The 12,730-nt window shown below is 70.8% G+C and carries 10 protein-coding genes; 4 read left to right on the top strand and 6 right to left on the bottom strand.

The window, feature by feature from the left end:
• Positions 1 to 7 precede the first annotated feature (7 nt).
• Entirely contained in the window at positions 8 to 1,024 is a 1,017-nt protein-coding gene (locus FED44_RS18485; protein ID WP_208759044.1) for a multicopper oxidase domain-containing protein, read from the bottom strand.
• A 109-nt stretch (positions 1,025 to 1,133) separates the two neighbouring features.
• Positions 1,134 to 2,369 carry a multicopper oxidase domain-containing protein gene (locus FED44_RS18480; protein ID WP_138461419.1) on the bottom strand — a complete coding sequence of 412 codons (1,236 nt, stop codon included), beginning with the start codon at positions 2,367 to 2,369 and terminating at the stop codon, positions 1,134 to 1,136.
• Positions 2,370 to 3,133: 764 nt separating this feature from the next.
• On the opposite strand from FED44_RS18480, the gene FED44_RS18475 reads away from it, so the two are divergent.
• Positions 3,134 to 4,411: an OmpL47-type beta-barrel domain-containing protein gene (locus tag FED44_RS18475; RefSeq protein ID WP_138461418.1), complete on the top strand. Its 1,278-nt coding sequence runs from the start codon at positions 3,134 to 3,136 to the stop codon at positions 4,409 to 4,411.
• 73 nt (positions 4,412 to 4,484) lie between these two features.
• On the opposite strand, the gene FED44_RS18470 is transcribed toward FED44_RS18475, so the two are convergent.
• The 4 genes from FED44_RS18470 to FED44_RS18455 form a co-directional block, all read right to left on the bottom strand.
• A complete protein-coding gene (locus FED44_RS18470; protein WP_138461417.1) occupies positions 4,485 to 5,993 on the bottom strand; it encodes a glycoside hydrolase family 3 protein in 1,509 nt (502 codons plus the stop codon).
• A gap of 120 nt (positions 5,994 to 6,113) precedes the next feature.
• A complete protein-coding gene (locus FED44_RS18465) occupies positions 6,114 to 6,965 on the bottom strand; it encodes a carbohydrate ABC transporter permease (protein WP_138461416.1) in 852 nt (283 codons plus the stop codon).
• Complete coding sequence (locus FED44_RS18460; RefSeq protein WP_111699698.1) at positions 6,962 to 7,978, bottom strand: carbohydrate ABC transporter permease; 1,017 nt, start codon at positions 7,976 to 7,978, stop codon at positions 6,962 to 6,964. The genes FED44_RS18465 and FED44_RS18460 overlap by 4 nt, the downstream gene beginning before the upstream one ends.
• 5 nt (positions 7,979 to 7,983) lie before the next feature.
• The gene (locus FED44_RS18455) at positions 7,984 to 9,315 is read right to left on the bottom strand and encodes a sugar ABC transporter substrate-binding protein (RefSeq protein ID WP_111699697.1); all 1,332 of its coding nucleotides are present in this window, start codon (positions 9,313 to 9,315) and stop codon (positions 7,984 to 7,986) included.
• A gap of 215 nt (positions 9,316 to 9,530) precedes the next feature.
• Here FED44_RS18455 and FED44_RS18450 point away from each other — a divergent pair, with 215 nt between their 5' ends.
• The 3 genes from FED44_RS18450 to FED44_RS18440 are packed head-to-tail and all read left to right on the top strand — an operon-like array spanning position 9,531 to position 12,722.
• The gene (locus FED44_RS18450) at positions 9,531 to 10,706 is read left to right on the top strand and encodes an ROK family transcriptional regulator (RefSeq protein WP_111699696.1); all 1,176 of its coding nucleotides are present in this window, start codon (positions 9,531 to 9,533) and stop codon (positions 10,704 to 10,706) included.
• A gap of 16 nt (positions 10,707 to 10,722) precedes the next feature.
• The gene (locus tag FED44_RS18445) at positions 10,723 to 11,406 is read left to right on the top strand and encodes a M15 family metallopeptidase (protein WP_138461415.1); all 684 of its coding nucleotides are present in this window, start codon (positions 10,723 to 10,725) and stop codon (positions 11,404 to 11,406) included.
• A gap of 11 nt (positions 11,407 to 11,417) precedes the next feature.
• Positions 11,418 to 12,722, top strand: a complete 1,305-nt coding sequence (locus tag FED44_RS18440) for an APC family permease (RefSeq protein ID WP_208759043.1) — start codon at positions 11,418 to 11,420, stop codon at positions 12,720 to 12,722.
• Positions 12,723 to 12,730: the final 8 nt, after the last annotated feature.

Here is a 12,730-nt window from a genome sequence, read left to right as displayed (position 1 = left end):
CGTACCGTTACATGCCCTCCATGGAGTGGCCCGGCATGGCGCTCGTCGAAGGGCTCGGCATGTCGTCCATCGAGTGGCCCGGCACGTTCCCGTTCGCGTCGGTCACGGTGAACATACCGGCCATCCCCATGTCGGAGTGGCTCTGTACGTGGCAGTGGTACATCCACATTCCGGGGCCGACGCGTTCGCCGGCGATCACCTGGAAGCCGAAGGACTCGGCGGGTCCGGTGGTCTTGGTGTCGATGACGCGGCTGTGGTCCTGCGGGCCTCTCAGCATGCCGGTGCGGTTGTCGGCCCAGCGGTGTCCGTGGATGTGGAAGGTGTGGAACAGGTTGCCGTGGGCGATGACGATGAACTCCACGCGTTCGCCCAGCTTGGCGGTGAAGTTCGGCGCCTGGGTGAGGTTGTTGGTCTTCATGTCGTTGAAGACGACGGTGAGGGTCTTGTCGGGGAGGATGTCGCCGGTTCGGCGTACCACGAGCGGTCCGTAGAGTCCGCGCAGGATGCCGCCGGTGCCGTGGTCGGTTCCCACGACGTGGTCGTGATAGTGCCAGTAGCCCGCGCTGCCGGGCTCGATGGTGCCGTCGGTGCGGGTGCCCGGGGTGTGGGTGCGCCAGGTGTAGACGTACCGGCCTCCCGGCTGCACCACGCTGTCGTTCATCCGCGTGCCGTCGCTGGAGGTTTCGTAGTCCACTCCGTGGGCGTGCAGGCTGGCGGTCACGTCGGTGTTGTTGACCAGCTCGATTTCCAGGGTCTCGCCCTCGATCATCTCGATGAGGGGGCCGGGGATCGTGGGCTTGCCGGCCTCCAGGCCGTAGCCCAGCTGACCGTCGGGCAGCTTTTCCGCATAGAGCGTGATGCGGCGGACGTCGCCCGGCGTGCCCGCGGTCCTGGCCGTGGTCCCGGCCGTGGTCTTGTCCGCAGGCGCCGCGGTGACCTGGCTCGCCACGGCGAACGGCGCGACCGCGGCGGCTGTCGCCGCGGTGGTGGCGAAGGCGCGCCGGGAGAACAGGCGTCGCGTCACATCAGTGTTTTTCTCGGTCATGGGTTCCCAATCGGTGACGGCACTCGCCCGGGTACGGCGAGCTGGGGGTGGTCCGAGCTGGAGGATGGTCTGTGCCGGCGCTGCCAGGTCAGCCGCAGCTGATCGCGCTGTAGTCGGTCTCGTAGGTCGAGGTGACCTTCTTGCCGCCGATCGTCGCTGTCCCGGTCACGGTGACCTTGCCCGCGCCGATCTGCCTGGCCCGCGTTTTGAAGGACTGGTACGCCTGCTTGCCCGGAGCCACGTTGGTCACGGTCGTGGAGCCGTACGGGGTGGTCAGCGTCACGGTCGCCGGCACGTCGCCGTGGTTGACGGCCGTGACCGCGACGTACACCGACGTGCCCACGCAGCGGGACGCGGCGGTGACGGTCAGCGGCACCTTCTCGCTCGCGCCGGTCACCGTGAACGTCCCGGACATCCCCGCGTCGGAATAGCCCTGCACGTGGCAGTGGTACATCCACTTCCCGGGGCCGACGCGTTCGCCGGCGATCACCTGGAAGCCGAACGACTCGGCGGGTCCGGTGGTCTTGGTGTCGATGATGCGGCTCTGGTCCTCCAGGTCTTCCAGCATGCCGGTGCGGTTGTCGGCCCAGCGGTGTCCGTGGATGTGGAAGGTGTGGAAGAAGTTGCCGTGGGCGATGACGATGAACTCCACGCGTTCGCCGAGCTCGGCGGTGAAGTCGGGCGCCTGGGCGAGGTTGTTGGTCTTCATGTCGTTGAAGACCACGGTGAAGGTCTTGTCGGGGAGCACGTCGCCCGTGCGGCGTACGACCAGTGGCCCGTAGAGTCCGCGCAGGATGCCGCCGGTGCCGTGGTCGGTTCCCACGACGTGGTCGTGATAGTGCCAGTAGCCCGCGCTGCCGGGTGCGAAGGTGCCGTCGGGGCGGTCGCCCTGGGCGTGGGTGCGCCAGGTGTAGACGTACCGGCCTCCCGGCTCCACCACGCTGTCGTTCATCCGCGTGCCGTCGCTGTTCCATTCGTAGTCCACTCCGTGGACATGCAGGCTGGCGGTCACGCCCGTGTTGTTGACCAGCTCGATTTCGAGGGTCTCGCCCTCGATCATCTCGATGAGGGGGCCGGGGATCGTGGGCTTGCCGGCCTCCAGGCCGTAGCCCAGCTGACCGTCGGGCAGCTTCTCCGCATACAGGGTGATGCGGCGGACGTCGCCCGGCGTACCCGCCGTCTTGTCCGCGGCCTTGTCCGTGGGAGCGGCGGTGACCTGGCTCGCCACGGCGAACGGCGCGACCGCGGCGGCTGTCGCCGCGGTGGTGGCGAAGGCGCGCCGGGAGAACAGGCGTCGCGTCGCATCGGTGCTTTTCTCGGTCATGGTTCCCAATCGGTTGACGGCGCTCGCCCGGGTGCGGCGAGCCGGGGGGTGGTCCGAGCTGAGGGGGTCGAGGTGCCGGCGGCTAACCGGCGCATATGACGTGGGGCTGGGGGCTGGGGGTGGGGCTCGGAGGCCGGCCTATGGGGCGCAGGGCATCCCGGTCCGGAGATATTCGCGCAGGTAGAAGGGCAGTTCCATGGGTGCGTAGCAGGTCTTTCGCCGATTCTTCGATAAGAATGGTAACGAACTAGTGAACTTTGTCATCAATGTGGACTAAGTGCTGCCAGACTGTTACGTTTTCCGCCGTAGCGCCTGAGGATTCGGCCATCGGTCTCCGCAGGGATGGAGGACGTCACGGCACCGGTATCGGCGAGGCCGGTGAGCACCGCGGCTGATCAGACAGTTCTTCCGAAGGTTGCTGTCGCACCCCCCAACCAAAGGAGTGGACGATGGGCCGAAGAGACCTCTTCGCACACCCCGATCACCCGCCTGGCGCCGCGCCGTGATCATAATGTCAAACGTCCCCCTGACCGTGGGAGCGGCGACGCTGCCCGTCATGGCCGAGTTCCGCAACGCCCGTGTGCGTGAGCTCTCCCGCCCGGCACGCCCTCCGAGCGACGCCGGCCGCAGCGCGATGTCCGCCGGCCGACGCATCGGATCATGAGAGGTACAACGGTATGCGCATCAGATCTTCTTCGGGCTTCCTCAGTGGTTTGCGGAGGGCGCTCAGAACCCCTGCCACGCTCGGACGCATCGTCCTGGTGATGCTGGCGGTGGCACTGCCGACGGTGTGGCTGTCGGGAGTCGGGGCCGCCGCACAGGACCAGAGCCAGCAGGCCGGCCAGGCGGCGGAGCAGACGCTCGTCTGGACCGCCGACAACAGCTACACCGAGTACAAGTCCGTGCCGATCACGGCGACGGCCGGCCCCGCGACGATCGTCTTCGAGACCAACGAGTCGACCGGCAACACCTTCGGGATGACGCACACGCTGACGTTCGACGTCTCCAGCCCCGGCTACAACCACGACGTCAACGTCAACATCCTCGCCAGCCCCTTCGACACGAGCGGGGGCAGGCACGAGGTTCAGGTGAACCTCACCCCCGGAACGTACCGCTACTACTGCATGATCCCCGGTCACGCGGGCATGGTCGGCGAGCTCGTGGTCACCAGCGCGGGCCCCACCGACACGACGCCGCCGCAGGTGTCGGCGTCGGTGTCGGGCGAGAAGGACGCCGATGGCAACTACGTGGGCTCCGCCGCGGTGACCGTCTCGGCCACCGACGACGAGTCCGGGGTGGACACGGTGGAGTACGCCCTGGACGGCGGCGCGTTCCAGGCCTACACGGCCCCGGTGCCGGTGAGCCAGGTCGGCGAGCACACCCTGCGGTACCGGGCCGCCGACAAGGCCGGCAACACCTCCGAGGTGCGGTCGGTGACGTTCACGGTGGTGGCCCCGCAGCCGAAGGACACCACCCCGCCGACGGTGTCGGCGGCCGTGGCCGGCACGAAGAACGCCGACGGCGACTACGTGGACTCCGCCACGGTGACCATCACCGCGACCGACGCCGAGTCCGGTGTGGACACGGTGGAGTACTCGGTCGACGGTCAGCCGTTCGCGTCGTACACGAAGGCGCTCGTGGTCGACCAGCTGGGGGCGCACACGGTGCGCTACCGGGCGACCGACAAGGCCGGCAACACCTCCGCGGTCGCCACGACCACGTTCACGGTCGTCATGGCGCCGCCGCCCGCCAGGACGCCGCTGACCGTCACCGCCTCGGCCCGCTGCGTGGGCACGTCGGCGTACGTCGCGGTCACGGCCGTCAACGACGGCGACGTGCCGGCGACCGTGACGCTCACGACCTCGTACGGCTCCACGACCGTGGCCGACGTGGCCCCGGGCAAGCGGGCGTACCAGTCCTTCAACGCGCGGGCCAAGCAGGTCGCCGCGGGTGAGGTCACCGTCACGGGGACGTCGATCATCGACGGCGAGAAGGTCACCACGCCCTACGAGGCCGCCCACAACGCGATCAGCTGCGGCTGACCGGGCCGGCGTACCGGGGACGCCACCGTGGTGAACAGGGGCCGGCCGGCCGATTGACCGGCCGGCCCCGCCCTTACAGCCCCGCCACCAAGGGGCCACCGCTCAGCAGCTCCACCGCGGCCTGGGCGTTGGCGCGGGCCGCGCCGTACGTCGCGAGGTAGGCGCCCGCCCCGGGCCGCCAGATCGGCAGGCCCATCTCCATGACGACCGCGTCCGGGCGGGCGGCGAGCAGCGCGGAGATCAGGTCCCGGCTGCGCGGGTGCCGGTGCGCGTCCTTCACGACCACGAGCAGTGAACGGCCCTGTGCCCGGCCGAGCAGCGCGTCGGCGTCGGCGTCCTCGGGCCTGACCCGGACGATCTCCGCGTGCGGCAGCCACGGCCCGACCCCCCATGGCACCTCGCCCACCGCGATCGTCGGCGGGGTGTCCAGTTCGACCACGAACGGGTCGACCAGCGGCGCCGCCGAGCCCGTCAGCGACACGGCGCGGCGGGCCGCGTCCAGCCCCACGACCTGGCTCTCGTCCCCGGCGGACGCATCCGGCCGGGCGAACCAGTCACGCAGCCGGTCCACCCGACCGGCCGCCTCCTCCAGGCGCCCGGCGGGGAGCCTGCCCTCGGTGACGGCCCCCGCGATGTGCGCCACCATCCGCCGTACGTCCTCCGGCGTGGGCAGCGGCCCGAGGCACAGCAGGTCGGCGCCCGCGGCCAGGGACAGCACGGCGCCCTCGGCGAGCCCCACGCTCTCGCTGATCGCGTGCATGTCGAGGGCGTCGCTGATCACCACGCCGTCGTAGCCCAGCTCGCGGCGCAGCAGCCGGGTCAGCGCCTCGCGGCTGAGAGTGGCCGGCAGGTCGCCGGTCAGCTCGGGCACCGCCACGTGCGCCGTCATGATCGACTTCGTGCCCGCCCGGATCGCCGCGAGGAACGGGACCAGCTCACGCTCCCTCAGCAGGTCGAGGGAGGCGTCGACCAGCGGGATCTCCAGGTGGGAGTCCTGGTGCGTGGCGCCGTGGCCGGGGAAGTGCTTGACGCAGGCGGCGATCCCGGCCGACTGCAGGCCGCGTACGGCGGCGACCGTGTGCCGCGCCACGAGGTCCGGCGAGGGGCCGAACGACCGGGTGCCGATGATCGGGTTGTCGTCGGCGGTGTTGACGTCGGCCACGGGCCCCATGTCGAGGTTCACCCCGCACCGGGCGAGGTCGGCGGCCATGGCGTGGTAGACGCGCTCGGTCAGGTCCACGTCGTCCACCCGGCCGAGCGCCGCGTTGCCCGGATAGGCGCTCCCGGTGTGGTAGGCCAGCCGGGTGACGTCCCCGCCCTCCTCGTCCAGGGAGACCACGGGCCGCGCGGCCTCGTTCAGCCGGGCCGTGAGCGCGCCGACCTGCTCGCCGGAGGCCACGTTGAAGCCGAACAGGCACACGCCGCCGAGGCCGTCCTCCAGGCCGCGCAGGACCCAGTCCGGCGCGGTCGTGCCCCGGAACGAGATGAGCAGCGCGCCCGCCGCGAGCCGGTGCAGGCCCGGGTCGCCGGTACGCGTGGACAGGTCTGCGGCCCCCGGCTGGGAGTCGCGGGTGGCGGACATGGTGTCTCGGCTCCTTCGTGGAGAGTTTCGTGAGAGTGAGAGCGGAGGGCGCGCGGGCAGGGCCCGTACGGCCACCGGGTGCGGCGGCCGTACGAAGCGGGGGTGCCCGTAGCGGTGTGGTTAACCCTTGACCGCGCCCGCGACGAGGCCGGAGACCATCCGCCGCTGGACCAGCAGGAAGAAGACGAGGACCGGGATGGTCATCAGGGTCGAGGCGGCCATGATGCCGCCCCAGTCGGTCGACCGCTGGCCGACGAAGAACTGCAATGCGACCGGCATCGTGTACTTGCCCTGGTCGCCGATCAGGGTCAGGGCGTAGACGAACTCGTTCCAGGTGGTGATGAAGGCGAAGATGCTGGTGGCGACGAGGCCGGGCGCGACCAGCGGGAACAGCACCCGCCAGAAGGTGGTGAACCGGCCGGCGCCGTCGATCCAGGCAGCCTCCTCCAGTTCCTTGGGCACGGCGGCGACGAACGTGCGCAGCATCCAGACGGAGAACGGCAGCGTCAGACCGACGTTGATGACGATCAGGCCGAGCAGCTGGTCGTACAGGCCGAGCCGCTTGACCATGGTGAACAGCGGGATCAGCAGCGCCTCGGCCGGCACCATCTGCACGATCAGCAGCAGGATCAGGAACGACGTGCGGAACCGGAACCGGAACCTCGCCACGGCGGTCGCCGCGAGCAGCGCGAACACGGCGCCGAGCACGACGGCGCTGAGCGCAACGAGGGTGCTGTTGACCAGGTACTGCCAGATCGAGTGCCCCGCGACGCCCCTGGTGAAGACGCGTTCGACGTGATCGAGTGAGGGCGGGCTCGGGAACGGGATGAAGCTCGTGGTGAAGATCTGGTCGTTCGGCTTGAACGCCGTGGCGACCATCCAGTAGACGGGGAAGACCGCGAAGAGGAACACCGCGACCCCGGCCGTGTTCAGCGCGGCCCGTCCGAGCCTCCTGCGGGTCAGCGGGCTCATCGGATGTCGTCCTCCGTCTTCACGATCTGCCGGACGTACACGAAGGTGATCAGCAGCAGGATCACGGTCAGCACGACCGCGATGGCGGCGCCGAGGCCCATCTTCGGCGGGCTGCTGAACGCCTCGGCGTAGCTCCACAGCGACAGGTTGAACGCGTCGCGGTTCACCGTGCCGCCGGCCAGCAGGTAGAGCTGGGTGAAGACCTTGAAGTCCCAGATGACAGACAGCACCACCAGCACCGAGAACACCGGTTTGAGCAGTGGAAGCGTGATCCTCCGGAACGTGTGGACCGCGCCCGAGCCGTCCATCTTCGCCGCCTCGTACAGCTCGCCAGGGATGCTCTTGAGCCCGGCCAGCACCGAAACCGCGATGAACGGGAACGACGCCCACACCACGGCCATGACCAGCACGAAGTAGAGCGTGAGCGTGTCGTTGAACCACGGGTGCCCGCTCCAGTCGGCCTGCCCGAACAGCAGGTTCGACAGCCCGTCCGGCAGCAGGTTCAGGGTCCAGTTGACCACCCCGGCGTCGGAGTCGAACAGCCACTTCCAGACGATGGCCTGCGCGGTGGGCGGGGTGGCCCACGCGGCCATGATGCCGACGACGACGAAGGTCGACATCTTCGGGCCCAGCCGGTGGAGCAGCAGGCCGACGAGGGTGCCGAGGGCGAGGGTCAGCGCGACGGTCACGACGGCGAAGAGCACGGTGTTGCGGAGCGACGACCAGAACAGGTCGGAGCCGAAGATCTGCGTGTAGTTGTCCACGCCGACGAACTCGGCGGGCGCGGGGTTGACCGCCTTGATCTGCCGGAGCCCGACCTTGTGGAAGGACATCACGACCATCTGGTACAGCGGGTAGAGCAGGAGCGCGGCGATGACCAGGAGGCCGGGCAGGATCAGGACGTACGGGACGGCTCTGGGGGAGAGGGCCGGGCGGCCGGGCCGTCTGCGCGGGCGCCGCGCCGGGGCGGAGGTGTCGGCTCCGCCCCGGGCGAGGGTTGACGTGTGGGTCATGAGTCCTACTGGTTGAGGATCGTCTCAAGCTCGGAGTTGGCGTCCGTCAGAGCCTGGTCGACGCTCTTCTTGCCCTCGATCACCGAGCGTGCCGCGTTCTGCAGCACGGCCTTGGTGTCGTTGGCCTCGGCCCAGTTGGGGCTGGCCGGGAAGCCCTTGGCGACCTTGAAGGTGTCCGTGAAGGGCTTCTGGGCGGGGTCGCCGCCCATCTCGGCGAGCGCGTCGGGGTAGAGCGGGAGCAGGCCGCCCTCCTTGGCGTACCGGACGCCGAACTCCTTGCCGGCCGCGAGCTTGAGATACTCGGCGGCGAGCTCGGGGTTCTTGGCGTCCTTCCAGATGGCGATGTCGTTGCCGCCCTGGAAGGCGGGCGCCGGGCCGGAGCCGTCCTTGGCCGGGAGCGAGAAGAAGCCCATCTTCGACTCGTCGACCTTGCCCTTGCTCTGCTCCTTGATGGCGGCGATGTCCCAGCCGCCGGTGACGTACATGCCGACCTTGCCGGCGGCGAAACGCTGGGCGATGTCCACCGAGTTCTGCGTCAGGCGGCCCTTGCCGGACACGCCGTCCTTGGCGACCAGGTCCGTGTAGAACTGGAAGCCCTCCTTGAAGCCCGGCTGGGTGAGCTGGCCCACCCACTTGCCGCCCTCGAACTTGGCGAAGTCGCCCCCGGCGGACCAGACGAACGGCGACAGCGACATGTTCGCGTCCGAGCCGCCGTTGAAGGCGAAGCCGTCGACGTCCTTGCCCTGCTTGTCGACGATCTTCTTGCCCGCGGCGATCAGCTCGTCCCAGGTCTTCGGGACCTCGATGCCGAGCTTGTCGAACCAGTCCTTGCGGTAGAGCACGGCCCGGGTGCCGCCGCCCCACGGAACGGCGTAGATCTTGTCGTCGATCGTCTCGTAGCTCCACAGGTTCTGCGGGATCTCCTGGAGCTCGGTGTCGCCCTTGACGATGCCGGTGATGTCGGCCAGGGCGTCCTGCGCCACCCAGGCGGCGACCTGGTCGTTGCCGAACTCGGTGACGTCCGGGCCCTCGCCGCCGGCGAGCGCGGCGGTCCACTTCTTCTGCGCGTCGGGCCAGGGGATCCACTGGACCTTCGCCTCGGCGCCCGTCTGCTCCTTGAACTTGGCGCCCAGGTCGTCCATGTATTTGGTGAAGACGTCGGTGGGGGCACCGAGTCGCCACACGGTAAGAGTCTGGCCCGCGAACTTGGGACCGCCGGCTGCCGCGGAGGCCGCCGGCGCGGCCGCGTCCTTGGAGTCGTCGCTTCCGCAAGCGGCGAGTCCCAGGGCCAGGACGGCGGTCGCGGTGGTCGCGACCGCGATCTTCACAATCTTCACGATGGTTCTCTCCCTTCCCGGCTTCGCGTCGGGGGTGCGCCTCGTGGGGGTGTCGGCGGGCCGCTCACCTGCTGGAAGGCGCTCTCCTTTCGGTCGGCGCTCATGGCGTCCCGAGGCTGATCGGTTGCCTCCGGGCTGGCTGGCGCTAAACTAACAAGAAACTTTCTTATAAAAAAGCCCGCGTTAGCGGATCGTGACGAGAGGGGAACCAGCCGGTGGCACAACGACCGGGTACGCCTCGGCTGCTACGGCAGATCAACGACCGCGCGGCACTGGAACTCCTCATCACCAGAGGCCCTCTGACCAGGGCCGAGTTGGGTGAGCTTACCGGGCTGTCGAAGGTGACCTCGGGGCAGCTCCTCGCCCGCCTGGAGACGCGCGGGCTGGTCACGGCCGCCGGCGAGCGCCCCGGGGGCCGCGGCCCGAACGCCGCGTTGTACGGCGTCAACCCCTCCAGCGCGTACGTCGCGGGCCTGGAGGTGCTGCCGGACAGCGTCACGGCCGCCGTCGCCGACATCACCGGAACGGTCATCGCCCAGGTCACGGTGGACCCGAGCGAGGCGGGCGATCCCGTACGGGTGGTCCACGAGGCCGTCCAGCGGGCCTGCGGGACGGCCGGGATCGAACTCGCCCGGCTGCGCTGCTTCGTCATCGGCACCCGCGGCGTGGTCGACCCCGCCACCGGCGACGTGCGGTACTCCGTCGACCTGCCCTCCTGGCACGTCGGCATCCTCGCCGGGCTGCGCACGCTGCTGGGCGAGTGCGTGATCATCGAGAACGACGTGAACCTCGCGGCGCTGGCCGAGCAGGCGTACGGCGCGGCGCGGGGCGCCGACGACTTCGCGATCCTGTGGACCGGCGTCGGCCAGGGCCTCGGCGTCATGCTGGGCGGCAGGCTGCACCGCGGGATCACCGGCGGCGCGGGGGAGATCGGCTGGCTCCCGGTCCCCGGCGAACCGCTCCCGAGCCAGGTCACCGCGCCCCAGACCGGGTCCTTCCAGCGCCTCGTCGGAGGAGAGGCGCTGTGGAACCTGGCCCGCGCGCACGGTGTGACCACCGTCGACCTGGGGGCGCGCGACGTGGCCGGGCTGGTCCGCGCGGCCGTCGCCGCGGGGAACGAGGGGTTCGTCGACAGCCTGGCCGGGCGGCTCGCGGTCGGCGTCGCGGCGGTCTCGGTGGTGCTCGACCCGGGGCTGGTCGTGCTCAGCGGAGACGTCGGCAGGGCCGGGGGACACCTGCTCGCCCGGCGGGTGGAGGAGGCGGTGGCCCGCGTGTGCCCGAGCCGCCCCACGGTGGCGGCGACCGGCGTGGATGGCAATCCCGTACTTATGGGGGCTATCGTCGCAGCACTGGACCGAGCGCGTGAAGAGGTCTTCTCGGACACCGTGTGACGGTAGGTTGATCCTCATGTCCGTTTCCTCTCGTGACCGCTCCGCGCTGCCCGACCCTGCCGCCGGTCTGGTCCTGATCTCGGATCTCCGGGTGACCTCGATCGGCGTGGAGGAGTGCGGCGAGAAGCTGAGCGACGTCCGGGGACGGCTGCGGGTCGACGAACGGCTCGCCGATCCGGCCGGGGCCTACGCCCACCTGCGGGAGGGCCTGCTGGCCCGCCTGGAGGAGGCCCAGGACCGCCTGCCGGCGGGCTGCAACCTGGTGGTCGTCGAGGGCTACCGCCCGCCCTCGCTGCAGCGGCGCTACTTCGAGGAGTACAAGGCCGAACTGCGCACCGCCTTCCCGGACATGCCGGCCGGCGACCTGCACGTCGCCGCGAGCCGGTACGTCTCCCCGATAGAGGTCGCCCCGCACACGGCGGGCGCGGCCGTCGACCTGACGCTCTGCGACGACTACGGGGTGGAGCTCGACATGGGGACGGCCGTCAACGCCACTCCCGAGCAGAGCCGCGGCGCCTGCTACACGGCCGCCGAGGTGGGCGCCGGGGCACGGCGCAACCGCGACGTCCTGAGCGCGGCCCTGGAGGCCTGCGGCCTGGTCAACTACCCGACCGAGTGGTGGCACTGGTCGTACGGCGACCGCTACTGGGCCATGACCCGCCGCGCCCCCGCCGCCCTCTACGGCCCCGTGGAGTTGTAGGGCGATGCGTCGTGAGTGAGGCCACCCACCAGGGCCGGATGACCTTCGGCCACGGCACGGCGATGTACGTGGGAGCCGTCCTCGGGACCGGGGTCATCGCGCTGCCCGCCCTGGCGGCGGAGGCGGCGGGACCGGCCTCGCTGCTCGCCTGGCTGGCGCTCGTCCTGCTGTCGGCGCCGCTGGCCGGGACCTTCGCCGCGCTCGGCGCGCGCTATCCCGACGCGGGCGGGGTGTCCACCTACGCCCGGCTGGCCTTCGGCGAACACGCGGCGGCGGTGGTCGGCTGGTGGTTCTACCTGGCGGTGCCCCTGGGCGCCGTCCCCGCCGCGCTGTTCGGCGCGGCGTACGTCTCCGCCGCGGCCGGGGGCGGGGCGGTGACCACCACCGTGACCGCGGCGGTGCTGATGGCCGTGGTCACCGCGGCCAACGCCGTCGGACTCCAGGTCAGCAGCAGGTTGCAGCTCGTCCTGGCGGGCCTGCTCGTCCTGCTGCTGGTGGTGTCGGTCGGGCTGTCGCTGCCGCACGCCGACCTGGACAATCTCCGGCCGTTCGCCCCGCACGGCTGGACGGCCGTCGGCTCGGCGGGGGCGCTGCTCGTCTGGAGCTTCGCGGGCTGGGAGGCGATCACCCATCTCGCCGGCGAGTTCCGCCGCCCGCGACGCGACCTGCCGAGGGCGACCGGGGCGGCGGTCGTCATCGTCGGGACGCTGTACCTGCTGGTGGCCTTCGCCACCGTCACCGTCCTCGGGCCCGGCGCGGCCCGGACCGAAGCGCCGCTGGGCGAACTCATGGCACTCGGCCTGGGCGGCAACGCCCGCTGGCTGGCCGCCGGAGCCGCCGTGCTGCTGACGCTCGGCGCCATGAACGCCTACTACGCCGGGGCGGCCAAACTGGGGGCCGCCCTCGGCCGGGACGGGGCGCTGCCCCGGGCGCTCGCCGGAGGCAGCATGGCGGGCGAGGTGCCCCGCCGTAGCCTGGCCGTCCACTCGGCGTTGTCGTTCGTCGCGCTGGCCGTCGTGGTGGCCGCGGGGGTGGGCGCCCAGCCCGTCGTGCTGCTCACCACCGGCTCCTTCGTGGCGGTGTACGCGCTCGGCGTGGCCGCCGCGCTCAAGCTGCTGCCGAGACGCGGCGTGGGCCGGGCCGCGGCCATGACGGCCATGGTCGCGGTGGCCGCGCTGCTTCTCATGTCCGGCCCCTACCTTCTGTGGCCGCTGGCGGTCGCCGGCGCCGCCCTGCTGTACCTGCGGCTCAACCGGAGGCGCCGGGCGGCTCGGGTGGAGGAGGACCGGCCGGCGAGCGTGGCGGAGCCGGGCTAGGACGGCGG

Origin of the sequence: Microbispora triticiradicis, from assembly GCF_005864065.1 — a bacterium.
Classification (GTDB): domain Bacteria; phylum Actinomycetota; class Actinomycetes; order Streptosporangiales; family Streptosporangiaceae; genus Microbispora; species Microbispora triticiradicis.
This window is presented reverse-complemented; position numbering and strand designations above follow the sequence as displayed.

Excerpts from the sequence above, each read along its gene's own strand:
- FED44_RS18460 (WP_111699698.1), bottom strand. The coding sequence starts at position 7,978 with ATGACCCACACGTCAACCCTCGCCCGGGGCGGAGCCGACACCTCCGCC.
- FED44_RS18470 (WP_138461417.1), bottom strand. The coding sequence starts at position 5,993 with ATGTCCGCCACCCGCGACTCCCAGCCGGGGGCCGCAGACCTGTCCACG.
- FED44_RS18475 (WP_138461418.1), top strand. The coding sequence starts at position 3,134 with ATGCTGGCGGTGGCACTGCCGACGGTGTGGCTGTCGGGAGTCGGGGCC.
- FED44_RS18465 (WP_138461416.1), bottom strand. The coding sequence starts at position 6,965 with ATGAGCCCGCTGACCCGCAGGAGGCTCGGACGGGCCGCGCTGAACACG.
- FED44_RS18480 (WP_138461419.1), bottom strand. The coding sequence starts at position 2,369 with ATGACCGAGAAAAGCACCGATGCGACGCGACGCCTGTTCTCCCGGCGC.
- FED44_RS18445 (WP_138461415.1), top strand. The coding sequence starts at position 10,723 with ATGTCCGTTTCCTCTCGTGACCGCTCCGCGCTGCCCGACCCTGCCGCC.